The 22888-nt window shown below is 72.3% G+C and carries 19 protein-coding genes; 9 read left to right on the top strand and 10 right to left on the bottom strand.

The annotated features are described in order from the left end of the window. The first annotated feature begins 86 nt into the window (after nucleotides 1-86). The 3 genes from IPH07_10880 (at nucleotide 87) to IPH07_10870 (ending at nucleotide 2908) form a co-directional block, all read left to right on the top strand. Nucleotides 87-959, top strand: coding sequence for a hypothetical protein (locus tag IPH07_10880; GenBank protein ID MBK6917894.1), 873 nt, complete (start codon nucleotides 87-89; stop codon nucleotides 957-959). Nucleotides 960-1035: 76 nt separating this feature from the next. Continuing rightward, the gene (locus tag IPH07_10875) at nucleotides 1036-1431 is read left to right on the top strand and encodes a cytochrome c (protein MBK6917893.1); all 396 of its coding nucleotides are present in this window, start codon (nucleotides 1036-1038) and stop codon (nucleotides 1429-1431) included. Between the two features lie 10 nt (nucleotides 1432-1441). Continuing rightward, entirely contained in the window at nucleotides 1442-2908 is a 1467-nt protein-coding gene (locus IPH07_10870) for a site-specific DNA-methyltransferase (GenBank protein MBK6917892.1), read from the top strand. A gap of 17 nt (nucleotides 2909-2925) precedes the next feature. Here the strand turns inward: IPH07_10870 and IPH07_10865 are convergent, their stop codons facing one another. Further along, nucleotides 2926-3480 (bottom strand): hypothetical protein, encoded by a 555-nt coding sequence (locus IPH07_10865; protein ID MBK6917891.1) that lies wholly within the window; start codon nucleotides 3478-3480, stop codon nucleotides 2926-2928. Nucleotides 3481-3609: 129 nt separating this feature from the next. Here IPH07_10865 and IPH07_10860 point away from each other — a divergent pair, with 129 nt between their 5' ends. Next, nucleotides 3610-5634, top strand: coding sequence for an ABC-F family ATP-binding cassette domain-containing protein (locus IPH07_10860; protein MBK6917890.1), 2025 nt, complete (start codon nucleotides 3610-3612; stop codon nucleotides 5632-5634). A gap of 32 nt (nucleotides 5635-5666) precedes the next feature. On the opposite strand, the gene IPH07_10855 is transcribed toward IPH07_10860, so the two are convergent. Continuing rightward, on the bottom strand, nucleotides 5667-7259 hold the full coding sequence (locus IPH07_10855; protein MBK6917889.1) for a hypothetical protein: 1593 nt from the start codon (nucleotides 7257-7259) through the stop codon (nucleotides 5667-5669). Nucleotides 7260-7619: 360 nt separating this feature from the next. On the opposite strand from IPH07_10855, the gene IPH07_10850 reads away from it, so the two are divergent. Continuing rightward, nucleotides 7620-8723: a pyridoxal-phosphate dependent enzyme gene (locus tag IPH07_10850; GenBank protein ID MBK6917888.1), complete on the top strand. Its 1104-nt coding sequence runs from the start codon at nucleotides 7620-7622 to the stop codon at nucleotides 8721-8723. A gap of 23 nt (nucleotides 8724-8746) precedes the next feature. On the opposite strand, the gene IPH07_10845 is transcribed toward IPH07_10850, so the two are convergent. The 4 genes from IPH07_10845 to IPH07_10830 form a co-directional block, all read right to left on the bottom strand. Further along, the gene (locus IPH07_10845; GenBank protein MBK6917887.1) at nucleotides 8747-9982 is read right to left on the bottom strand and encodes a GatB/YqeY domain-containing protein; all 1236 of its coding nucleotides are present in this window, start codon (nucleotides 9980-9982) and stop codon (nucleotides 8747-8749) included. Then, a complete protein-coding gene (locus IPH07_10840) occupies nucleotides 9979-10431 on the bottom strand; it encodes a hypothetical protein (protein ID MBK6917886.1) in 453 nt (150 codons plus the stop codon). The genes IPH07_10845 and IPH07_10840 overlap by 4 nt, the downstream gene beginning before the upstream one ends. A gap of 71 nt (nucleotides 10432-10502) precedes the next feature. After that, nucleotides 10503-12320 carry a hypothetical protein gene (locus IPH07_10835; protein MBK6917885.1) on the bottom strand — a complete coding sequence of 606 codons (1818 nt, stop codon included), beginning with the start codon at nucleotides 12318-12320 and terminating at the stop codon, nucleotides 10503-10505. Between the two features lie 27 nt (nucleotides 12321-12347). Then, entirely contained in the window at nucleotides 12348-13301 is a 954-nt protein-coding gene (locus IPH07_10830) for an ABC transporter ATP-binding protein (protein ID MBK6917884.1), read from the bottom strand. Nucleotides 13302-13546: 245 nt separating this feature from the next. On the opposite strand from IPH07_10830, the gene IPH07_10825 reads away from it, so the two are divergent. Next, nucleotides 13547-15013: a trypsin-like peptidase domain-containing protein gene (locus IPH07_10825; protein ID MBK6917883.1), complete on the top strand. Its 1467-nt coding sequence runs from the start codon at nucleotides 13547-13549 to the stop codon at nucleotides 15011-15013. A 30-nt stretch (nucleotides 15014-15043) separates the two neighbouring features. On the opposite strand, the gene IPH07_10820 is transcribed toward IPH07_10825, so the two are convergent. Then, a complete protein-coding gene (locus tag IPH07_10820; protein ID MBK6917882.1) occupies nucleotides 15044-16627 on the bottom strand; it encodes a L,D-transpeptidase family protein in 1584 nt (527 codons plus the stop codon). A gap of 25 nt (nucleotides 16628-16652) precedes the next feature. Here IPH07_10820 and IPH07_10815 point away from each other — a divergent pair, with 25 nt between their 5' ends. From IPH07_10815 to IPH07_10805, 3 genes are read left to right on the top strand one after another with little or no spacing between them, the layout of a single operon-like run. After that, the gene (locus IPH07_10815) at nucleotides 16653-17477 is read left to right on the top strand and encodes a MoxR family ATPase (protein MBK6917881.1); all 825 of its coding nucleotides are present in this window, start codon (nucleotides 16653-16655) and stop codon (nucleotides 17475-17477) included. Nucleotides 17478-17496: 19 nt separating this feature from the next. Then, nucleotides 17497-18744 carry a VWA domain-containing protein gene (locus tag IPH07_10810; protein ID MBK6917880.1) on the top strand — a complete coding sequence of 416 codons (1248 nt, stop codon included), beginning with the start codon at nucleotides 17497-17499 and terminating at the stop codon, nucleotides 18742-18744. Nucleotides 18745-18804: 60 nt separating this feature from the next. Continuing rightward, complete coding sequence (locus tag IPH07_10805) at nucleotides 18805-19779, top strand: hypothetical protein (GenBank protein MBK6917879.1); 975 nt, start codon at nucleotides 18805-18807, stop codon at nucleotides 19777-19779. A gap of 7 nt (nucleotides 19780-19786) precedes the next feature. On the opposite strand, the gene IPH07_10800 is transcribed toward IPH07_10805, so the two are convergent. Genes IPH07_10800 through IPH07_10790 form a run of 3 tightly spaced genes read right to left on the bottom strand, consistent with a single transcriptional unit; the run spans nucleotide 19787 to nucleotide 22888 of the window. Then, the gene (locus tag IPH07_10800; protein MBK6917878.1) at nucleotides 19787-20554 is read right to left on the bottom strand and encodes a hypothetical protein; all 768 of its coding nucleotides are present in this window, start codon (nucleotides 20552-20554) and stop codon (nucleotides 19787-19789) included. Between the two features lie 16 nt (nucleotides 20555-20570). Next, a complete protein-coding gene (locus IPH07_10795; GenBank protein ID MBK6917877.1) occupies nucleotides 20571-21737 on the bottom strand; it encodes a hypothetical protein in 1167 nt (388 codons plus the stop codon). Next, entirely contained in the window at nucleotides 21734-22888 is a 1155-nt protein-coding gene (locus IPH07_10790) for a hypothetical protein (GenBank protein ID MBK6917876.1), read from the bottom strand. The genes IPH07_10795 and IPH07_10790 overlap by 4 nt, the downstream gene beginning before the upstream one ends.

Below are 22888 nucleotides of genomic sequence, written 5' to 3'. Positions count from 1 at the left end.
CTGTAAGCCCGGGTCGCGCGCTGCGTTGGGACCGGCGTCGGCGCTCGCGAATCGCGTGCGGGCCCGTGCTACGTTAGGCCGTCCCCGTGAAGCGCAGCGCATCGACGACCCCCAGGAGCACCCGCGTGGGCATCGCCTCGCTGCTGGCGATCGCAACGGCGTCACCGGGGTGCATGTCGCTCTCGCCCCAGCTCGCGCCGACCGACTTCGCGGCGCTCGAGCAGGTCGACGATCGGGCGGAGCGCGAGCGGCTGTACGCCGAGAACGCGATCTACCGCCACAAGGCCCCACAGGGGATGCGCTACACCAAGGGCACCAGCGAGCGCTCGGAGAAGCGCAGCTGGCAGTCGCTCGACGTCGTGCTGCGCTCGGACGCGGCCGCCTCCGAGGCGCTGCCGTACCGCAAGCTGCGGCTGGCACGGCTGTTCACGGCCCTGGGCATCGTGTCGTCGGTGGTGGCGGTCGCAGGCATCGCCGCGTCGGCGCGCGAGGGCCTCGATCTGCAGCGGCTCGATGGCACCGGTGCGCTGCTGCTCGGTGGCGGCCTCGCGACAGCCGCGTTCGGCATCACCGCGGGCATCCTCTACACCCGCGCGAAGCGGGACTACGACCGCGCGGTCGACATCTACAACGACGATCTCGGGGTCCGGCTCGGCCTGTACACGCCCGAGGGTCGCTACATCGCGCCGCGCGGCACCTTGGTCGACAAGGACGGCTTCATCCTGCTCGATCAGCCCGAGGCGCCGCCGCTCCCCGCCGAGGCGGGGGCCGAGCCACCGCCGGCGCAGCCCGAGGGCCCCGCACCCGAGTCGCCCGCGCCCGAGGTCACCGCACCCGCGGCGGGCACACCCGAGGCGGGCGCGACGACGCCCGCGCAGCCACCCGCAGCTGTGACCCCCGGCGGCGGTGCGGCAGCACCCGCGCCCGTGGTCGGGCTCGACCTGCGCATGCGCCACTGATCCGCCTGCGCATCCGCGCGCGCGGACGCTGCGATGCCCTGGCCGCGGCCGTCGCCCGCGTGCTACGTGTTGCTGCATGCAGCGCATCGTCACGCGCGTCCGGTCCGGCCTCGTCGCCGCGGGCGTCGCCGTGGTGCTCGCCCACGCCACGGGCTGCGCCGAGCAGGCTGGCCCCGTGCACGAGCTCTCGGGGCAGCAGCTCTACGAGCACTACTGCGCCCGCTGCCACGGTGTCGACGGCCGGCCGGTGCCCGAGCAGCCGCAGGCGCGCAACCTCTCGGATCGTCGCATCGTCGACAACCTCAGCGACGAGTCGATCGAGATGACGATCCGCATGGGCCGTGAGCCGGCGATGCCGGCGTTCCGCGATCAGTTCACCGAGGCCTCGCTGCAGGTATTGGTGGCCTACGTGCGCAGCCTGTCGGGCTCGCGTGGCACCCACGCCAAGCCGGCCGGCCGCGCTGCGCCCTGAAGGCCGGCTCGTGGGCGACGGCATCGAGCTGGTGTGGCCCGGCAAGTACGACGCGGACGGGCGACGCGTGGTCGTACCCGTCGCGCCGAGCCCGTGGCGCACGAGCGAGCGACACGGGCCGCGAGCGGCCCCGTGTCGGGGCGAGCTGGTCGCCGGCGATAACCTCGGCATCCTCGATGCGTGGCTGGAGCAGCATCGCGGCCGCGTCGACCTGGTCTACATCGATCTGCCGTTCGCGATCGGCACCTCCTTCGACGTCGTCGCGCGGGTGCACGTGCCCGGCGACGACAAGACGGTGCTACGGATCCCCGCCTTCGATGATCGCTGGCCGACCGGCGGGGGCTATCTGTCGATGCTCGCGCCCCGGCTCGAACGCATCCACGCGCTGCTGGCCGCCCACGGCAGCCTCTACGTCCACGTGGATCCGACCGTCGCCCACGCCGTGAAGCTGCTGCTCGACGAGGTCTTCGGGCCCGCGAGCTTCCAGCGCGAGATCGTGTGGCGCATCGGCTGGGTGTCGGGCTTCAAGACCGTCGCACGCAACTGGATCCGCAATCACGACACCATCTTGTTCTACGTGAAGGACCCCGCGCGCATGCGCTTCAACAAGGTCTACGTGCCGCACCCGCCCGGCTACGCGCGGCGATCGGGCGCGCCCGCCAAGGCGCCGGGCATCGCCGTCGACGACGTGTGGAACGCCGGGCCCGCCGACCTCGCGCTGGTCGGCCGCGACGCGCTCGACTCGATCCAGATCAAGAGCTTCTCCCGGGAGAAGACCGGCTACGCGACACAGAAGAACGAGAGCGTGCTCCGGCGCGTGCTGGCGGCGTCGTCCTCGGAGGGCGATCTGGTGGCGGATCCGTTCTGCGGCGCCGGCACGACCGCCGCGGTCGCGCTCGCGATGGGCCGGCGCTTCCTCGCCTGCGATCGCGGCGACGCGGCGATCCAGCTGGCCCGTGCACGCCTGCTGCGCGAGCACGCGGGGGCGGCGTGGTCGCATGGCCGTGCCGAGCCGGCGCGCCCCGGCGACGTTGCCTCGCGGCAGTGGCCGCTGCAGGTCGTGCGGGTCGGAAGGGGCACGCGCTGGCAGCTGCGTGCGCCGGACCACGACGACGTGCCGCAGCTCGAGCTCGACGTCGAGCTCACCGGCCAGACCCTGGTGCTCACGCTGGTGTCGCTGCGGCCGAGCGCGACAGCGACCGCGCCGGTGCGTTCGCTGCTCGAGCGCGGTGCCGATCCGCTGCTCGAGCTGGCGGTCGATGCCGACGCCGATCCGTCGGTGATGCGGCCGCAGCAGCTACGACAGGCCAGCCCCGAGCGGGCGATCGACCGGCGGGTCGAGCTGCCCGCGGGCGCGCACGGGCAGGTGTGGCTGCAGCTGGTCGACCTCGAGCTGCGTCGCCTCCGCGTGTGGCTGACATGGGCCCGCGACGGTGCGCGGGCGAGCGTCGACGCACGACTCCTGCACGAGCCGTGACGGCGGCGGGCCGTCGGTCAAGGCGGGGCGCTGCGCGGGATCAGGTGCTCGACGCCACCTTGCCGCAGCAGCGGCCGATCGCGTGCGTCGTCCCAGCCGAGCAACGGTGCGAGGTCGGCTTGCGCCCGGTTGGTGAAGCGAGCGGCCAGCGGTCGGCCGTGCGCGCGCGAGGGCACCGTCGCGCGCAGCCCCCGACCCTCGTCTTCGACGAGGGTGCTGGCATCGAGCGCAACGCGGCGACCATCGTCGAGTCGCAGCCACAGACCCGCGGCGTCACCATCGACGGCGAGCACGCGCAGCGGCGTGTCGACGATGGTCACGTAGCACCACTGGGCGCCGAGCGCGACGATGGGCTCACCACCGTCGGAGAGATCGAGCCCCTCGGTGAGCGCGCGCGCGACCCCCGGGTGCGTGACCGGCTCGCCGTCGAACGACCAGGTGCCGCGCTCGCCGAGCGACAGCGGCACACCGCGACGCAGGCGCTCGAGCAGCTCGGGATCCAGCGCGGGCGCCGGCGCGGGCGCGTGCGCTGCAGGGGCCGCAGGCGCGGGTTCGGCTTCGGATTCGCTCATCGCGGGCCACTAGCTTAGCAACGACCGTGCCCGCGGCGGGTTTGACCCCACGCCGCGCGTCATGATAGCTCGCGCAGGCAGAAAGGGTCCTCGGGTCGTCGCGCACGCGCGGCGGCGGCACACGTCGTCATGAGCCTGGTCGTCGTCGAGTCGGTCTCGCTGGCCTTCGGCAAGAAGGAGCTGGTCGCAGGTCTCGACCTGCGCATCGCCGCCGGCGATCGCGTGGGCTTGGTCGGCCCCAATGGCTCGGGCAAGAGCAGCCTCATGCGCCTGCTGGCTGGCGAGATGCGACCCGACGCCGGCGCGGTCCGGATGCGTCGGCAGCTGCGGGTGGGCTACCTGCCCCAGGACCTCGACGTGCAGGGCGGCAAGACGCTGCTCGCGAGCGTGCTGTCGGCGGTGCCGGGGCGCGCGGAGCTCGACGCCGAGTGCCAGCGCGCCGAGCAGGAGTTCGCGGCCGCGGAGGCCGAGGGCGACGAGGCTCGCATCCTCGCCGCGGCGGAGTGGATCGGCGAGGTGCACGGCCGCATCGCCAGCTTCGAGCAGGACTACTCGGAGCACGAGGCCAAGCGCATCCTCGCGGGCCTCGGCTTCAAGGCCCGCGACGAGGCCCGCGACCTCGGCGAGTTCTCGGGCGGATGGAAGATGCGCGGCGCGCTGGCGGGCCTGCTGTTCCAGCGCCCGGAGCTGCTGCTGCTCGACGAGCCCACCAACCACCTCGACCTGCCGACGGTGGCGTGGTTCGGTGAGTTCCTGCGGGCGTACCCCCACGGCTTCGTGCTCATCTGTCACGACCGCGAGTTCCTGAACGAGCAGATCAACCGCGTGGTCTCGCTCGAGCCCGAGGGCGTGCGTCAGTACCGCGGCGACTACGAGTCCTACGTCAAGCAGCGCGCCGAGGAAGAGGTCGTGCTCGCGAACCAGGCCAAGAACCTCGCGCGAGAGCGCGAGAAGGCCGAGCAGTTCATCGAGCGCTTCCGGGCCCAGGCCAACAAGGCCAAGGCGGTGCAGAGCCGCGTCAAGCAGCTCGCGAAGATGGACGAGGTGCAGACGCTACAGCACCGCGAGACCCTGCGATTCGCATTCGCGCCGACCGAGCGCGGCGGCGCGGAGCCGCTGCGCACCGCCGGCTTGCGCAAGGCCTACGGCGAGCACGTGGTGTTGCGCGACGTCGCCGTGCGTGTCGCACGGGGCGATCGCATCGCCATCATCGGTGTCAACGGCGCCGGCAAGACCACGCTGCTCAAGCTGCTGGCGGGCGAGCTGTCGCCCAATGCCGGCGAGATCATCCTCGGACACAAGGCCAAGCTCGGCTACTACGCGCAGCACCACGCCGACACGCTCGATCCGCGGCGCACCGTGCTCGAGACGGTCGCCGAGGGCGGTGAGCTGTCGAACACCCGCGTGCGCACGCTGCTGGGCGCGTTCCTGTTCCACGACGAGGACGTCGACAAGCCCATCGCGGTGCTCTCGGGCGGCGAGCGGGCCCGCGTGGCGCTGGCGCGGCTGCTGGTCGATCCGGGCAACGTGTTGCTGATGGACGAGCCCACCAACCACCTCGATCTCGACTCCAGCGAGGCACTCGCCGCCGCGCTGTCGAGCTTCGACGGCACGCTGGTGTTCGTGAGCCACAACCGCAGCTTCGTGCGCAAGCTGGCGACCAAGATCTGGAACGTCGAGGACGGCCACGTCGAGGTCTATCCCGGCACGCTCGACGAGTATCTCGACGCGCACCGGGGCAGCACCGCAGCGGCTCGCGCGGCCAAGCCGACCCGCGAACCCGAGCCGACCCTCGCGGTCGCGCCCGCGCAGCGCGACGGCGGCGTGACGCGAGCGCCGGCCGCCGCCGCCGTGGCCAAGAACGCCGGCAACGACAAGGCCCGCCGCCGTGCCGAGGCCGAGAGCCGGGCGCAGCGCAGCCGGCTGGTCGCGCCGCTGCGCAAGCGGGTGGCACAGCTCGAGGCCGACATCGAGCGGCTCGAGTCGGCGCAGCGCGAGCGCAACCTGGACCTCGCGCGGCCCGAGACCTACGCCGACGCGGCGCGACGCAACGCCCTGCTCACCGAGTACCAGCGCGACGCCGACGCCCTCGCCAACGCGACGGCGGCCTGGGAGCTCGCGGTCGCGGAGCTCGAGGCCGCCGACGCGCCGTAGCCTTCGCGCGCGCTGCGGCTTGGGCACGCGGTCTACTTCTTCAGGCGCTTCAGCTGCGAGCGCACGTCGCCGGCGTAGCGACCATCGGGCGCGAGCGCGAGGTACTTCTCGTACGCGGTCGCGGCATCGGCCTTCTTGTTGCGGTCCTGCTGCAGCACGCCGATCGTGAGCCAGCAGTCCGCGAGGTCGGGCGCGACCTCGGTGCACTGGGTCGCGGTCGCCAGCGCGGCGTCGGCCTTGCCGAGCTCGAGCTCGATCTGCGCCAGCAGCAGCAACGCGTCGGCCTGCTTCGGCGCCGTGGCGAGGATCTCCTGCAACAGCGTCTTGGCCTCTCCGAGCTTCTTGCGCGAGCTGCCACCCTTGGCCGACTGGTACAGCGCGCGGGCCTCGTCGAGGCGCGCGGAGGTGTCGGCATCGGGGGTCGGACGGGCGACCGTCGGCGGCGCACCGGCGACCGAAGCGGTCGTGCCCGGCGTCGGCGCGACGGTGCCCGCGGTCGCGCCACCGGTGGCGGTCGGCGGCGTGCCTGCGCCCGCCGTCGGGTCGGGCGTCGTGGGATTGGGTTGCGCGGCGACGGGCTCGGGTTGCACCGCCTTGCCGGCCGCAGGGTCGGGCTTGGCCTTGGCGGTCTCCGGCGCGACGCTGCCGGGGCGCACGTCCTCCTTCGCGACGGCGTCGGCGGGCGCAACCTCGGTGGGGCTCGGGAACAGCTGGCCGCGGAAGGCGTACGCACCGATCGCCACCAGCACGCCCGCGGCGATCAAGATCGGTCGCCATGGGATCGGACGCGGTGCCGGTGCGAACGCGCCGGCATCGAAGCCGCCGTCGCCGAAGTCCTCGGTCGAGGCCTCGCCGAAGTCGTCGTCGTCGCCGAGGAAGTCGCGCTCGAGCGCCGACACCGGCGCCGCGGCGGGGGCGGGCGCATCGAAGTCGCCCACGGCGGCGGCCGTGCGCGCGGCCGGCATGCGCGGCGCATCGTTGACGGTCGGCGGATCGGCGAACTCGCCGAAGTCGTCCTCGTCGATCGCAGGCGCGGCTTGCATCGGCGTCGACGCCGGTGCGGCGGCGGCGTGCTCGGCCTCGTGTTCGATCGCCTGCCGGATCGCGGCGGCGCTGGCCTTGATCCGCTCCATCCGCAGCGCGACCTCCTGCAGCGACGCGGCGTGGGCCGGCTCGGCCGACTCACCGGTGGTGATGAAGGTGCCGGTCGCGGTCGTCGGCGCGGCCGCGGGCATGGGCGCGCGGGCGGCAGGGGCCGGCGCCGCGGCGGTCACGATCGTGGGCGCAGGCGCAGGCGCAGGCGCGGGCGCAGGCGCGGGCGCAGACGCAGCTGGGGCCTCCGGCGCGTTGGCGCCGTCGGCGAGCCACGGCGGCGGTGCCCACGATCGCGGCGCGACCTCGTCCTCGCGCGGCCGCGGCTCGTGCAGCGAGCCGTCGACGTGGGTGCGTGCGGCCTGCGACGTCTCGGGCGCGGGCGTCGAGCCGACCGCAGGCGAGACCGCAGGGCGCAGGGCCGCAGGCCCGACGATGGTCGCCGCGCGCGGAGGTTGAGGTGCGCTCGCCGGCGCCGACGATGCGGGGCGCTGGCTCGGGTCGAGCCATTCGCTGCACCATCGGCACTTCACGGCCGCGTCTTGAATCGGTTCCGCGCAGAATGGACAGGGTTTCACGACGATTCGACCTTAGCACACGCACTATCGCCTCGCGCCGTGCCTTGGGCAATCGACGGGGGCCACATCGACCTGCGGCGACACGCGACGCGGCCTGTCCCGTGACGCTGGAACGACCGCCAGCACCGCGACAACCGCTGGCAATCCGTCACGCCCGGCCGTGTTCGGGGCGCTGCGGCCGGCCCGCGCGCGAGCACGCCGTGGCGAGCTCGCGGCGGCGTCGGACGCCGGTCCGGCCCGGCCGCACCCTCGCGTGGGCGCGTGCGGCCGCCACCCCGAGTCCGTGCGTGCGTGCTATGGCTGGCGCCCGCGAACATGACGATTGCTCGACATGCCGCCGGACCCGCAGCGGGGCCGCTCGCGTCGCGCCTCGCCGATGCCGGTGATCTGCGGCGCTACGACTGGGTCGACGCGCCGACGCCGGTCGAGCGCGCAGCGTGGCTCGACGCTCCGGGCACGCGCGTGTGGATCAAGCGCGACGATGCCAGCAGCCCGATCTACGGCGGCGGCAAGGTCCGCAAGCTGCAGTGGGTGCTGGCCAATGCGCCCTACGACGACGGGCGACCGATTCTCTCGGTCGGCGGCACCGGCAGCCATCACCTGCTGGCGCTGGCGTTGTTCCTGCGACCGCTGCAGCGCGAGCTGCATGCGCTGGTGTTCGAGCAGACCTGGACACCGCACGTACGACGCAACTTCGCGGTGCTGGTGTCGAGCGGCACGCGGCTGTGGCCGGTGACGACGCGCGCGCGGCTGCCGTGGGCGTGGTTGGCCTATCGGCTGTGGCGGCGACCGCCGATCCTCGGCGTGCAGATGCCCGCCGGCGCCAGCACGGCGCTCGGTTGCTTCGGATTCGTCGAGGCCGCGCTCGAGCTGCGGGCGCAGATCGACGCCGGGGTGCTGCCGCGTCCCGAGGTGATCTACGTGACGGCGGGCTCGGCCGGGACCTGCGCCGGGCTCGCGCTGGGCTGCGCGCTCGCGGGGCTGCCGGTCACCTTGCAGCTGGTCTCGTCGGTCGAGGCGTGGGCCTTCAACCGCGTGATGTTCGGCCGCATGATCGGTGCCGCCCACGAGGAGCTGCGTCGCCGCGGTCTGCCCGAGGCGCAGCGGGGCTCGGCCGCCGGATGGCTGCGCGAGTGCGGCATCGGCATCGCGATCGATCACCACGAAGTCGGCGGCGGCTATGGCGTGCCGACGCCACAGGCGATCGCCGCGGAGTCGCTGGCGCGCGAGCACGGACTGCGGCTCGAGACCACGTACACCGCGAAGTGCCTCGCCGCGCTGCAGCGCATCGAGGGGGCCCACCGCGGCCGCCCGCGCGACGTCCTGTGGTGGAACACGCACGGCGGTCGCGATCTCTCGGCCGAGGTCGATCCCGACTGGCGCGCACGCAGCCCGATCGCGATTCCCGACGAGGGCTGACCCGCGTCGGGGCGTCGCTGCGCTCAGCCGCCGCCGAGCACGCGCGCGACCACGACCTTGGTGATCTCGCCGTCGAGCTCGTCGCGGTGTTGCTTCATGAGCAGGCCCATCAGCTTGCCGGTGGCCTTGGGGCCCTGCGCGGCGAGCTCGTGCTCGGCGACGATGCGCCGCACGATCGCCTCGGTCTCGGGCTCACCGAGTCGCTTGGGCAGGAACTGCTCGCAGAAGGCGACCTCGAACGCGACCTCTTCGAGCGCCTGCTTGCCGCGGTCGCCGGCCTTCTCGAACTCGGGGATCGACTTGCGCAGCTGCTTGACGTAGCTCGAGATCACCGAGAGCCACAGCTCGTCGGTCTCGCTGGCGCCCGAGCCGGACTTGAGCTCCATCAGCACCTTGTTCTTGAGCATGCCGATGACGTTGAGCGTCTTCTCGTCGCGATCGCGTCGGGCCTGCTTGGTGCGCGCCTCGAACTCGTCCTTGATGGCCATGGTCGGCAAGGGTAGTCCCGTGGCGGCGGCCTTGGGAAGGGTCGCGCGCAGGCGTGCGCCCGCGCGAGCGAAGGCGTTCGCACGGCGCTCGTCGTGGCGCCGGTCGGGGACCACGCTGGTGCCCGCGTGCTGTCGCAGACGGTCGCGATTGCCCCGCAGTGCATCGGGGTCGCTGCGGGTCAGTGCGGCGACCAGCTCGCCGACCGCGTCCGCGAGCTCGTCGGCCGCGACCACGCGATCGACCGCACCGTGTCGAAGCGCCGCGTCGGCGTCGATGCGCGCGCCGAGCAGCACCATCTGTCGGGTCGACGTGGCACCGAACACGTGCTCGAGCAACGCGAGCCCTTCGGCCCGGTAGACCACGCCCAGACGCGCCGCGGGGATCTCGAAGGTCATGCCGCGCCGCGCGATGCGGAAGTCGCATGCGCACGCGAGCTCGACCCCCGCGCCGACGGCGTGGCCGTCGAGCTCGGCGACGAACGTGGCGTCGGCCTCGCGCATCGCTGCGATCGCCGCGCCGAGCGGCGCGTCGGGGAACGCGGTGGCGTGGGCGTGGGCGCTCGCCGCCAGCGCCTCGAGATCGAAGCCGGAGCAGAACACCTCGTGCCCCTGCGCGCGCAGCAGCACGACCTCGCCGCGCAGCGTCGACGCGCGCTCGCAGATCCACGCGAGCGTCGCGGGTCCGACCGGGTTGCGTCGCGCGGGATCGCAGAGCTCCCATGCGAGCACGCCGGACGCGAGCACGTGCTCGCGGATCCCGGGCGCGCTCACGGTGGGGGCGGGGCGTCGGTGCGCGTGCCGGCGGGCGGCGCCGACGGTGGCGTGGCGTCGGCGGTGCGTCGCACCTCGAAGTGCGGACCGGCGCCGGGGGGTTGAATGGTGCCCTCGTCGGCGGCCTTGCGCAGATCCTCGAGGGTGCGTGCAGCCGGCGAGTCGGGGTTCTGCATGATCTTGCGGCGCAGGGCGTAGGCGCGCTTGCGACGATCGTCGGGGCTCAGGTCCTTCGGGTCCGCGGCGATCAAGCGGCGGTCTTCTTCGCTCAGCTCTGGGATCGCCGGGGCCTCGGTCGGCGCCTTGGCCTCGGGGGCCGGTGCCACTGCGGCGGCCTGGGGCTTGGCCGCGTCGGCACTGCCGTCGGGGGTCGAGCACGTGCACGCGCTGGCCCCGAGCAACGATCCCAGCATTGCGATGCACAACCACGAACCACGCGCGACGACCATGACGACGCCCAGCCTAGCAGTCCGCGGTGGAACCCAGCAACACGCGGGGCGGACGGCGCGTGTGCGCCCCTTCAACCCCGCGGGGCCGGCGGCCGTGCGGCCCGCAACGGTCGCAGCAACAACGCCGGGATCGCGACGGCGCACAGCAGCTCGATCGCGAGCCAGCCCACGCCGACACTCGCGGGCTCGAAGGCGTAGCGTCGCGGCAGGCTCGCGATGCCCATGCCGAAGGCGGCGATGGCGGTCACGAACGCCGTGCCCGCGAACACCGTCGCGGCGGTGCTGGCCGCGGCCGCGACCACGCGCAAGGCGACCAGCGCCGCGACCAACAGCGCCCAGCCCAGGTAGGCCAGAGCCGTTGGCCGCAGGACGAGGTCGTCGAGCTCGAGCATCCACAGCGCGAGCCCGACGTGCACGGCGATCCAGCCGCCGAACTCGGCCAGCAACGCGCCGACTGGCACCACGACGCGACCCGCCGGAGCGTTGCCGGTGGGCACGCGAGCCATCAACAACACCATGAACGGCATCGTGACGGCGCCGAGGCTCGCCGCCAGCGCCTTCCAGCCAGCGACGTCGTAGGCCGCCAGCAGCGTCAGGCCCGACAGCACCGCCGCGCCCGCCAGCGCCTCGACGCGGCGCAGCGCCGGCACGAAGCGACCGGGCACGCGACGCTCGGCCGCCAGCATCGCGAGCGCGCCGACCACCAGCATGGCCGCAGCGCCGGCGAGGATGTGCCAGGGCAGGCGCAGCGCGATCACGTGGGAGCGCGGATGGCCGAGGCCGGCGAGCAAGCCCTCGGCGAGCGCGTGGATCATCGCGCCGCTCGGCAGCACCGTCATCGCGGCCAGCTCGCCGCGACCGACGTCGGCGAGCCCCAGCGGCACGCCGACGAACGCCCACGAACCCAGCAGCGCCAGCAGTGCGATGCCGATCGCACCGGGCCCGCGCTTGCGGCCGCCGTGGAGCCCCACCACCAACGCGAGCATCGACAGCGCCCACGCGCTCAACAGCAGCAGCCCGAAGAACACCAGCGTCGACGCGACACTGCCGGTCGCGATGCAAGCGCCCACGGTCACCACCGACAGCGGCAACGCGGTGAGGAGGATCGGCGCCAGCGCGCCCGCGGTGAGGCCCAACGCAATCTCGCGGCTGCGCAGCGCGGTGCCACTGAGCGGCAGGAGGGTGTTCTCGTGCACCTCGGATGCGACCGTGATGCCGACCATCACCGGTCCCACCACCACCAGCAGCAGCATCAACACCAACGCCGCAACCGCGCCGGTCACCGCGATGCTGGCCGCGGCATCGAGTGGTGAGGCGTAGCGGACCACGTTGGGGATCATCTCGGCGTCGAGCACGGCGGTGAGCGCGGCGACGTGGTTGGCGTCGTTCCAGTCGAACGATCGCGCGGCGTGGGCGAAGCTGCCGGCGAGGTGGGGGCCTTCGCGACGCGCCCGCTCGGCGAGCTTGCCGTGGATCGCCGCGCAGTGATCGATGCACGCGGTTCGGCTGGCCCCCACCAGCAGGCGTCCGGCCTGCTCGATGCGCGGCGCGAACAGTGGCAGCCGCGGCCGCTCGGCGCGGGGGTCGTCGAGGGCCTTGAACTCGCGCAGCGCCTCGCGCTCGCGCAGCGCCAGCTCGTAGGTCACGTCGTCGTCGGCGACCAGCGCGAAGCCGGTGAACTCCTGCAGCCCGCGCGGTGCCTCGAGGTCGAGGCCGACGCGGGCGGCACGCTCGAGCGGCCCGGCACCGCGCGCGAGCGCGAGGCCGGCGGCGACGCTCAGCACCGCGAGCACGAGGGCCAGCACCGCCGTGCGGCGGGCTCGCGCGCCGCGGAGGCTGCGGGCGACGAAGGGCAGGGCGGCGGTGCGCAGGCGGGACAGGCGGGTCATGGGGATTCCTCCGGGCGGGGGCTCTGCCTAGTTCACGCGGTCTTCGGACAGGCGATCGTAGACGTCTTCGAGGCGACTGCGAACCCGACTGCAGGTCACCACGCGAACACCGGCGGTGACGAGCTCGGCGAGGACGTCGGCCATGCCGGCCTCGCCGCCGTGGATCTGCACGCTCAAGGCCGGCAGCTCGTCGACCTCGCCCTGCGACTCGATGAGTGCGCGGTGTCGGGCGAGCACCGCGATCGCAGGCTCGACACCGCCGGGCAACACCCGCAGCTGGTACACGAAGCGTGCGACCTCGTAGCGGTCGATGATGTCCGCGACCGGGCCCTTCACGACGATCTTGCCCTGTTGCAGGATCGCGACCTCGTCGCAGAGATCGTCGAGCTCCCGCAGGATGTGGGATGACACCACCACGGTGACGCCGCGTCGGCGGACGTCGTCGAGGATGCGACGCAGGTCGGAGCGGCCGCGCGGGTCGAGCCCGTCGGCGGGCTCGTCGAGGATCAGCAGGTCGGGCGCATGCAGCAAGCAGCGCGCGATCAGCAGCCGCTGGCGCATGCCCTTGGACAGCTCGCCGGCGGGCACGTCGGCCTTGCCGCGCAGCGCGAAGGTCTCGAGCGTGCGATCGATGGCCGGCGCGAGCGCAGCCTCGTCCATGCGGAAGCACTGGCCGAAGAAGCGGAGGTACTCCCGCGGGGTCAGCTGCTTGTAGAGGGGATTGCCGTCGCCGAGGAAGCCGATGCGGCGGCGCAGCGCCTGCTGGCGCTCGGCGTCGTCGGGGCGGATCCCATCGATCTCGATGGTGCCCTCGCTGGGCTCGAGCACGGTCGCGATCATCCGCAGCGCGGTGGACTTGCCGGCGCCGTTGGGGCCGATGAGTCCCAGGATCGAACCCGAGCGCACCTCGAGATCGACGCCGCGCAGCGCCCAGCCGTGGCCGTCGTAGCTCTTGCCCACGCCCGCGAGTCGAATCCGCATCCCTGCAGCCTCCACGCTAACAGGTCCGGGCGAGCTTGCGGGGGACGAAATCGGGCCCCGGGCGATGGCCGCCCGCCGGGCGAGCGCGTGCAGCGGGCGGCGGCGTCGCACGCGACGGCGTGCCACGCGTGACCAAGACCTGCTGACCCAAGACCTGCTGACCACGAAGTGCCGACCACGAAGTGCCGACCAAAAAGTGCATCGACGGTTGGCCCCATCGCCGCGCTCGCACTACCTTGGAGATCGTGGGCAACCCTCGACGACGCGTGGGCGCTGGCGCGACTTCCACTTCGCGGCTGGCGCTGGTCGCGGTCGTCGGGCTCTCGGGATGCGCAGCCTCGCGCGCCCGCAGCTTCGGTGACGTCATCGTGCACGAGGGCTCGACGCGGCCCCGTGGCGGCGCGCCCTCGCAGCTGTCGCGATCGCGTCAGGCGGTGGCGGTGATCGAGACCGACGTCGGCCGCGGCATGGGCTTCGTGGTCGACCCCAACGGCTACCTCATCACCAATCGCCACGTGATCGAGGACGCCGATCACATCGTCTCGGTGAGCTTCCCCGAGATCGAGCCCTCCCGTACCTACGAGGGCGTGTCGGTGGTCTACACCGATCCCGAGCACGACCTCGCGCTCCTGCAGATCGAGACCGACGACGAGCTGCCGTACCTGCCGTTGGCGACGCGCAAGGTCGTGCCGGTGGGGCGCTACCTGCACGAGACCGACGACGTGTTGACCTTCCGCCGCGGCGACGAGGGTGGCGAGTGGCTCTCGCTCGATCGCGGCAAGGTCGATCGCCTCGCGGTCTACAACCCGGTCGCGGGCAAGGGTGCGTTCGTCGGGGTCTCGGCGCCGATCCAGCGCGGCCAGAGCGGCGGCCCGGTGCTCGACGACGCCGGCCGTGCGGTCGGCGTGGTCACGTGGATCTGGCGCGACAAGGAGGGCGGCTTCGCGATCCCGATCGCAGAGGCCAACCGCATGCTCGCCGAGCGTCCCCACCTCGATCGCAACGACGAGAAGGTCGCCCGCGCCGAATCGCGATCGCGCAACTTCCTCACCGCGCTGGGCCGCGGCGACGTCGAGGGCGCGCGACAGCTGACCTCGCCGAGCTTCGCCCGCAAGGTCCGCGGCGAGGCGGTCTCGGCCATCATGGGCGCGATCGAGTCCGACGGCATGCCCGTGATGCAGGGCTTCATCGCGGCGGTGGAGTCGCTGGTCATCAGCGACCACCTCACGCGCGAGGTCGCCTTCGATCGCCTGCGCGAGATGGTCTCGCGCACCGGCACCGAGGCCTTCCGCGGCGAGCTGGGCGTCGCCGACGTGCTGCCGCCGAGCCAGGTGGTCACGTTCTTCTTCGAGTTCGGTCAGGCCTACTTCGCGGCTCGCGAGTTCGGCCAGCAGGAGCCCGAGGCCGCGCTCGCGACCGCGATGCAGCGGCTGCAGACGATCGACGCCGCGCGAACGTTCGCACTCGCCGACGCGATGCAGACCCTGGGCGGCACCTCGGTCGAGATCGACGAGGTCGAGCTGGTGCCGGCCGCCTACGCGCCGCGTGCCCTGGTGACGCTCAAGGGACAGCGCGCCCCCAGTGCCGACGACGAGACCGTCGCCGCCGGTGCGGCGCCGCAACAGATTGCGGTGCACATGCGGCTCGAGTGGGGCGATTGGTACGTCGCCTCGGTCGGGCGCGCCGTGGTCGCCGAGGCCGACGAGGACTGACGCGGGCTCGCCTGCAGTGGACGAGCCGGCCTAGCGCGCAGCCTCGAGCATCGCCTCGTCGTCGGTCTCGAGCTCGTTGCGGCGGTCCGTGACGGCGGCGTCCAGCTTGCGCACGCGCACCACGGTGCCGGGCTCGCGCGCGTGTTCGAAGGCCATCTGCCACCCTGGCAGCGGATCGGGCGTGGTCATCGCGTAGACCAGCGCGGCGTCACGGGCCGACAAGTTGACGCAACCATGGCTGGTGCGGCGGCCGAAGCGGTTGTGCCAGAAGGTGCCGTGCAGACCGTAGCGCTTGTAGAAGAACTGCGCCCACGGCACCGCCTCGACCGCGTAGGCCTCCTCGTCGCCCGGCTGCGAGTCCATCGTCGAGGTCGCCATCTTGGTCTTGATGCGGAAGATGCCCTGGGGCGTGGGGTGCTTGTGGTTGCCGCTGGCGATCATCGTCACGAACAGCGGCGCGTCGCCGAGCATCACCGCCAGGGTCTGCTGCTCGAGCTCGACGTCGATCCACAGCTCTTCGTCGCCGATGCCGTCGGGGCGCGCGGCCTCGAACCACCGCCGGATCTCGCTGGCGTCGACCCAGCCGGCGGTCTCGCCGACGACCGCGACCCACTCGACCCCGCGCCGTCGGACCACGCGATCTTCGACGAACAGCTCGGCCTGCAGCGGCAGGCGCCCGACCACCGCGGCGTCGGGTGAGGCGTCGGCGCGCACCAGCGCGGCCGGCCACGCGATGCTCCACGCCAAGCGACCCTGCTCGGGCAGCGGCGATGCGACCACGTCGCGGCCAGCGAACGCGCTGGGCTCGAGGCGGCGCACGTCGGCCTCGCGCACGACCCGGTGAGCGCCATCGACGAGCACCGCTCCACCGCGGCTCGGTCGCCGGTAGTCGAAGGCGTAGTCGTGATCGGGCACCAGGTGATCGACCGGTGCGGCGCCGGCGTTCATCGCCGTGCGCGAGCTCCAGCGGGGCGCAGCGGGGTGGGCTCCGCTGGCGTCCTTGCGCTTCACGCGGGCGTAATAGAACGGCGTCAGCTGGCCGCGCGCGAGTCGGGGCAGCTCGGTCGGCGGCTTCGCGCGGGCATCGGTGTGCTCGAGGCAGACGAACGCTGCCACGCCGACCCGCGCCCAGCGACCACCGGCACACTCGCGATCACCGTCGACATGCTCGAACACCGCGAAGCTCTGGCCGTGCGGGAGCTTGCCGCGGAACTTCGCGCCGAAGCTCGGCTCTGCGTAGATCATCATCGCCCGCGACGCGCGGCGTAGCTCGAGCGAATCGGCTGCGGTGGCGCCCACGCGGGCCAGCAGCGCGCGCTCGAGCGCGGTCGTGGCACCGCGGGGGTCGAGCGCCGGCCGCGGCACGGTCGCGGTCCGCTGCGCGGGTGCAGCGTCGGCTGGCGTCGGCGCAGGCTCGCCGTCGGCGGGCGTCGGCACGGCGGCATCGATCGCACCGGCGTCGCCACCGTCGGATCCCTCGGGCGATGCGGTCGGCTGGCCATCCGCGGCCGCGGGTTCGCTCGGCGCGGGGTCGCACGCCCACGCGGTCAGTGCGATCGCGCCGGTTGCGATCGCGGTGATCACGGTCGGGCGACGCACGGTGGACGCGAGCACGTGTGCAATACTCCGCTCAAACCCGATGCAACCGCAAGAATCCTGGCGAGGCACGCCCCGCTACATCGTCTCGGAGGAGCTCGGCACCGCGGTCGACGTCGCGGTCCACCTCGGTCGCCCGTTGTTGGTCAAGGGCGAGCCCGGCACCGGCAAGACCCTGCTCGCCGTGAACCTCGCCGCCGCGCGCGGCGTGCCGCTCGAGCGCTGGCAGATCAAGTCGACCACCAAGGCGGTCGAGGGCCTCTACACCTACGACACCGTGCGGCGCCTGCACGACAGCCGCTTCGGCACCGGCGAGGTCGCCGACATCGCGCACTACATCGAGCTGGGCCCGCTGGGCCGGGCCTTCGATCGCGGTGAGCCCTGCGTGGTGCTGATCGACGAGGTCGACAAGGCCGATCTCGAGTTCCCCAACGACCTGCTGCACGAGCTCGACACCATGAGCTTCACGATTCCGGAGACCGGTCGCACGGTCACCGCGAAGCGGCGCCCGATCGTCATCATCACCAGCAACAACGAGAAGGAGCTGCCGGACGCGTTCCTGCGGCGCTGCGTGTTTCATTTCATCGAGTTCCCCGATCGCGAGCTGATGACGCGCATCGTACGGGTGCATCATCCCGATCTCGACGACGCGCTGCTGGCCGGCGCGCTGGAGGCATTCTATCGCCTGCGCGGCACCGATGGCCTGCGCAAGCCGCCGTCCACCAGCGAGCTCATCGACTGGATCTCGGCGCTGCGCTTCGCCGACATCGCGCCGGCCAAGCTGCTCGGCGCTGGGCTGCCGTTCCTCGGCACCCTGCTCAAGAAGGAAACCGACGTCGAGACCGTCAGCCGCACCCGCCGGCGCTGACGCGCGAGGGGCACCGCCGATGTTCATCGACTTCTTCCAGGCTTTGCGTCGCCGTGGCGTCCCCGTCACCACCCACAACTGGTTGGCGCTGGTGCAGGCGGTGATCGACGGCCTGCACGGTCAGCAGCTCGACGGCTTCTACCGGGTCGCGCGCTGCCTGTGCTGCGCCAGCGAGCAGCACTACGACGGCTTCGATCAGGCCTTCGCGGAGGTGTTCCGCGGCGTGGTCGGTGACGGTGCCGCCGTGCTCGCCGAGCTCGACGAATTCCTGCGCGATCCGAAGAAGCTGGCCTTCCTCGATCCGGCGCTGCGCGCCGCGCTGCAGTCGCTCGACCTCGAGACGCTGCGGCGAATGTTCGAGGAGCGCCTCGCCGAGCAACGCAAGCGCCACGAGGGCGGCAACCGCTGGATCGGCACCGGCGGGACATCGCCGTTCGGCCAAGGCGGCGTGCACCCCAGCGGCGTGCGCATGGGCGGCAGCGGCGGTGGTCGCAGCGCGCTGGCGGTCGCCGATGCCCGTCGCTTCCGCGCCTATCGCAGCGACCTGGTGCTCGACACCCGTCAGATCGCCGCCGCGCTGAGACGGCTGCGGAAGATGGCCCGCAAGGGCGACGAGCTCGAGCTCGATGTGCCCGAGACCGTCGATGCCACCGCACGCAACTGCGGCGACCTCGAGATCGCCTGGAAGCCGCCGCGCAAGAACGACGTCCGCGTGCTGCTGATGATGGACGTCGGCGGCAGCATGGACCCGTTCGCGCAGTGGGTCAGCCAGCTGTTCTCGGCGGCCAGTCGCGGCGGTGGGTTCCGCGAACTCAAGGCCTACTACTTCCACAACTGCGTGTACGGGCGCGTCTACGAGGACGCCGCGTTCACGCGCGGCATCGCGACCACCGAGCTGCTGCGGGACCTCGATCACAGCTGGCGCCTGGTGATGGTCGGCGATGCGTACATGCACCCGGGCGAGCTCATGATGTCGTCGTCGGATTGGTGGCAGGGCGGTGGCGGTCCGGTCGGAATCACCTGGCTGGCGCGGCTGGCCGATCGCTTCCCCCACGCGGCGTGGCTCAACCCCGAGAAGCCCGACATCTGGGACGCGCCGACCATCGCCGAGGTGCGCCGGGTGTTCGCGATGTTCCCGTTGACCCTGGACGGGCTCGGCGACATGGTCGCGCACCTGCGACGTCCGCCGTCGCCGGCCCGCTCGCAGCTCGTGCACCAGCTCGCCCACGGCGAGTCGCTGCCCTCGCGGCCGCGCAACGACTACTGACGCCGGCCCGCGCCGCGAAGCACGTTCACAGCCGCCGGGCGTTCGTGCTAAAGCACCCGCATGCGATCGACCCCGTCCGTCACGCTCGTCGCCACCTTGCTCTCGCTGACCCTGTCCGCCTGCGGCGGCGACAAGGGCGACGCGAAGGACGCCAAGGATGCCAAGGGCGCCGACGGCAAGGACGCCAAGGGTGACGCCAAGGGCGATGCGAAGGGCGACGCCAAGGGCGACGACAAGGGCGAGCCGACGCTCGCGGTCAACGAGGGCGACGCCGCGGTGCCGGGCCCGGTGCCGCCCGAGACCAGCGCCGCGTTCTTCGTGATCGAAGGTGCGTTGGTGCCGCTGGGGTGCTTCGACAAGGACAAGAAGAAACTCGAGGGTGGCGACGCGTGCCTCGCGATGGTCCCGGCCGGCACCGATGTGCGGCTCGGATCCAAGTTCGCTTCGTTCAACAAGAAGACCGGCGATCGCGTCGAGCCGTCCTGCATGGGCGGCAGCGGCAAGAAGGTCGCGATTGCGGTCGAAGGCATCACCGAGGGCGCCGACTTCACCCACGCGACCTGGCCACAGTCGGCGCTGAAGATCGTCGGGCGCTCGGGCGACGACACCACCCGTGGCCCCAAGCTGATGCTCGGCGACGACGACAAGTCGAAGCTGACCGCGGCGATCAAGGCCGAGGGCGGCGAGGGTGACTTCATGGTCAACCAGGTCGCCGAGGTCGACGTCGATGGCGACGGCAAGCTCGACAAGCTGGTGGCGGCCTGGATCGCCGACCCGTCGAGCGACGAGAACTATCGCTGGAGCGGCGTGTTCGTGGCCGCCGGCGGCGACTTCGGCAAGATGTCGCTGGTCTTCAAGGTGAAGAACAAGCCCGACGTGTTCGAGGCGCGCGGCTGGCTCGACCTCGACGGCGACAAGAAGCTCGAGCTGTGGCTGCGCCGTCAGTCGCAGGACGGCAGCGCTGGCGACCAGCTGTTCACGGCGCCGTCGGGCAAGTGGTCGGGCATCGGCAAGTGGAGCTGCGGCGCCGAGTGAGTCGCCGCTAGCTGCGGGCCTTGGGCACCAGCCCCAGCCGTGGCGCGCCGGCGGGCGGCTGCTTGGCCACCAGCAGCTGCTTCAGCACCTCGACCACGGCGGCGTCGCTGCACGCGTCCTGCGACCACGACACCAGGCGCACGCGGTCCCAGCCGGGCAGGAACGCCCAGCGGATGCCTTGGTGCGTGCTCCACAGCGCGCCCTCGACCCCCGGCACCGGCTCCGATGCGAACGCGGGGTTCTTGGTGATCCGCTTGAGTCGCGTGTCGTGGCTCTGCGCGGCCTCGGTCGGCGACGCACCGTTCACGAACGAGCCGCGGAACCACAGCGGCTGCGCGCCGGTGCGGTGGAAGTAATAGCCGCAGCTGTTGACGTGGGACTCGCCGAGGTAGAGCTCGAGCCCGCACGCGCGCTGTGCGATGTCGGCGTCGAAGCCGATCTCGGCCGCGCAGCACTGCGGGTCCGCCAGCTCCGGCGCGTAGAGCCGGCACACGCCGTTGCTCTCGTCGGGGCGGCCGGTGCCGGGACTGGTGCCGACCGCGACCTGATCGGTGATGCTGGGCCGCTCGCGCTCCTGCGCGCGCTGTACCGCCTCGACTGGATAGAGGTCCTCACCGTCCCGCACGACCCGGGGGTCGTTCTCGTCGATGACGTTGGCCTTGGGCTTGGGCGCGGTCGCGGTGGGGTCGACCTGGGCGGGGCAACCGGTGGCGAGCACCGTGAGCAACGACAGATGCGGCAGGGGGCGCAGTGCGCGTTCGAGTCGGCGGAGCATTGCGGGTGCCCGAGGTCTACCGCCTCCGGCGCCACGCGGCCAGCAGCAAGGGAACGATTGCCCAGCCGTCGCGCGTGCCGCTGCCGACGCGACAGCCGCGATCGCCGTCGTCGGGGGCCGGTGGTGGATCGACGCCGACCTCGACCTCGAACGCCAGCGCGGCCTCGTTGCCGGCCTCGTCGGCGACCACGACGTGCAAGCGCCACGAACCCGGCGGCAGCGCCTCGACGCGGAACCCGGGCGCGAGCACGCGGGTGGGCTGCGCGGGCCGGGGCTCGCCATCGAGCCACGTCCACATCGCGTACTCCTGGGGATCCTGCGCGTCGTCGATCGCGAGGCGCACCTCGAACGACGCCGGCGCCTGCAGGTACGTGCCGTCCTCGGGCGAGAGCAGCGAGAGCCGCGGCGCGAGGTCGTCGACGAACGCCGGCCCGAACAGCTGGTGGAGCGTTGCCACCGAGTTCTGTCGGCCCGCGTCGTCGCACAGCTCGAGCGCGAGCGCGGGGCATGCGGCCGGGCCAGGCGTGAGGTCGGTGTCCTGCACGACGCCGTGGCACGCATCGTCGAACCACGTCTCGCTGTCGTCACCCTCGGGGTACATGATCTCGCTCGCGAGATCGACGTGATCGAGGCCCCAGGTGTGGGCGGCCTCGTGCAGCGACGTGGTCGCGCCAGCCACGACCCAGTCGACCAGCTCACCGTCGAGGTGCGCGAAGGCGATCTCGTTGGGGTTGGCGTCGCCGCAGTCGCCCGATGGCGCGCTGCCCAGCGCGCCGAACTCGGCCTCGGTGCCGCCGTACACCACCATCGTGTAGTTGCCGAACGAGGGCCGCGTGCCGGTCACGCGCACGCCGAACGGCGCGGCGTGGGCCCGCATCGCCTGCAGGATCGCGACGCGGGTCTGCAGCGAGCCCGAGAACGCGGGGATCGGGTCGTTGTTGTACCAGTGGCAGTCGTGCCGCGCGTCGCTGGGGTTGCAGCTGCGCAGGTGCACGCCGTCGAAGTTCACGAACAACACCGTCGGCGTGCCGAGCACGCGGGCCTCGCGGAACGTCGCGTCGCCGGCGATGCCATCGGGGCCGAATGCGGCCGCCGGTGGCTCGGGCAGCGGCACATCGAGGCGGTGTCGAGGCCCCGCGGGCAGCTCGCCCGCGAGCACGAGGGCGAGCGCGGTGCCGGTCACGGCGTCGATCGTGGACCCGCGGTCCGCCGCCGTGCACGTCGCCGCAGCGCCGCGAGGCACAGCAGCATCGCGGCAGCGGGGCCGCGCGGGTGCGTCGTCGCGACGCTGCAGCCCTGCGTCGGATCGTCCTGCAACACCGCGTCGTCACCCTCGGGCAGCTCGCTGCCCTCGGGCAGGATCTCGAACTTCACCCGCTGGCTGCCGGCGTTGCCGGCCTCGTCGGTGATGACGACCTCGAGGTCGTACTTGCCCGGCGGCGGGTTCTCGAGCAGCAGATCGAGCTCGATGTTGTCGCCCTCGTAGCCGGCTGCGGGGATCTCGATGTGGTAGAACTGCGGATCGAGATCGTCGGTGATCTCGCCGAGCAACGGGATCGTCGTCGGTAGCACGAAGACCTCGCCCGGCAGCGGCGAGACGATCTCGAGCTCGGGCGCGGTGGTGTCGGGGATCGGCGGGCCGAACAGCCACCGCAGCTCCTGCCAGCTGTTCTGGAAGCCCGCATCGCAGAAGCGCGTGTGGACTTGGTTGCACGAGCCAGCGGTGGGCTGCAGGTCGGTGTTGGCGACGATGCGCTCGCAGACGTCGGTGAAGCTCTGGTGCAGCCCGCCGCTCTTGAACGGGTTCATCACGTCGAACTCGGCATCGACGTGCTCGAGCCCCCAGGTGTGGGCGGCCTCCTGCAGGATCACCGTCGAGCCGGTGTTCGAGGTGTCGAACGCGGCCGTGAAGCTGGTGTCGTTGCGGTGCACGTCCTCGCAGTCGATGTACGGCGCGATGCCGGCGAAGTCCTGCGGCCCGAGATCGCCGTAGAGCACCATCGTGTAGGGCGTGTCGTCGGGCGGGCGATCCACCACGACGCGGATGCCGAAGTCGGCGACCGCCTTGCGGGTCGCCTGGAGGATCGAGATCCGCTGGGTGTCGTTGCCCGAGAACGGCCCGACGTAGCCGTCGAAGATGCTCGCGAGCGTGCTGCAGTTGTAGTGGGCCTCGTTGCCGCAGCCGCCGAGCAGCACCGCGCCGTCGAAGTTGACGTAGAGGATCTCCTGCTGCCCGGCCGCCCGCGGTACGTCATCCGCCGAGATCGGCGCGGCGGGCAGGGGTGGGGTCGAGGCCTCGAGGGCGAGCCACGCCAGCGTGCAGAACGACCACAT

The sequence above is a fragment of the Deltaproteobacteria bacterium genome (assembly GCA_016709225.1).
Lineage (GTDB): Bacteria > Myxococcota_A > Polyangia > Nannocystales > Nannocystaceae > Xiheibacterium > Xiheibacterium phototrophicum.
This window is presented reverse-complemented; position numbering and strand designations above follow the sequence as displayed.

Bases quoted from the DNA above. Each gene is read 5' to 3' on its own strand.
- IPH07_10875 (MBK6917893.1), top strand. From the start codon at position 1,036: ATGCAGCGCATCGTCACGCGCGTCCGGTCCGGCCTCGTCGCCGCGGGC.
- IPH07_10865 (MBK6917891.1), bottom strand. From the start codon at position 3,480: ATGAGCGAATCCGAAGCCGAACCCGCGCCTGCGGCCCCTGCAGCGCAC.
- IPH07_10860 (MBK6917890.1), top strand. From the start codon at position 3,610: ATGAGCCTGGTCGTCGTCGAGTCGGTCTCGCTGGCCTTCGGCAAGAAG.
- IPH07_10850 (MBK6917888.1), top strand. From the start codon at position 7,620: ATGACGATTGCTCGACATGCCGCCGGACCCGCAGCGGGGCCGCTCGCG.
- IPH07_10840 (MBK6917886.1), bottom strand. From the start codon at position 10,431: ATGGTCGTCGCGCGTGGTTCGTGGTTGTGCATCGCAATGCTGGGATCG.
- IPH07_10835 (MBK6917885.1), bottom strand. From the start codon at position 12,320: ATGACCCGCCTGTCCCGCCTGCGCACCGCCGCCCTGCCCTTCGTCGCC.
- IPH07_10830 (MBK6917884.1), bottom strand. From the start codon at position 13,301: ATGCGGATTCGACTCGCGGGCGTGGGCAAGAGCTACGACGGCCACGGC.
- IPH07_10815 (MBK6917881.1), top strand. From the start codon at position 16,653: ATGCAACCGCAAGAATCCTGGCGAGGCACGCCCCGCTACATCGTCTCG.
- IPH07_10810 (MBK6917880.1), top strand. From the start codon at position 17,497: ATGTTCATCGACTTCTTCCAGGCTTTGCGTCGCCGTGGCGTCCCCGTC.
- IPH07_10805 (MBK6917879.1), top strand. From the start codon at position 18,805: ATGCGATCGACCCCGTCCGTCACGCTCGTCGCCACCTTGCTCTCGCTG.
- IPH07_10800 (MBK6917878.1), bottom strand. From the start codon at position 20,554: ATGCTCCGCCGACTCGAACGCGCACTGCGCCCCCTGCCGCATCTGTCG.
- IPH07_10790 (MBK6917876.1), bottom strand. From the start codon at position 22,888: ATGTGGTCGTTCTGCACGCTGGCGTGGCTCGCCCTCGAGGCCTCGACC.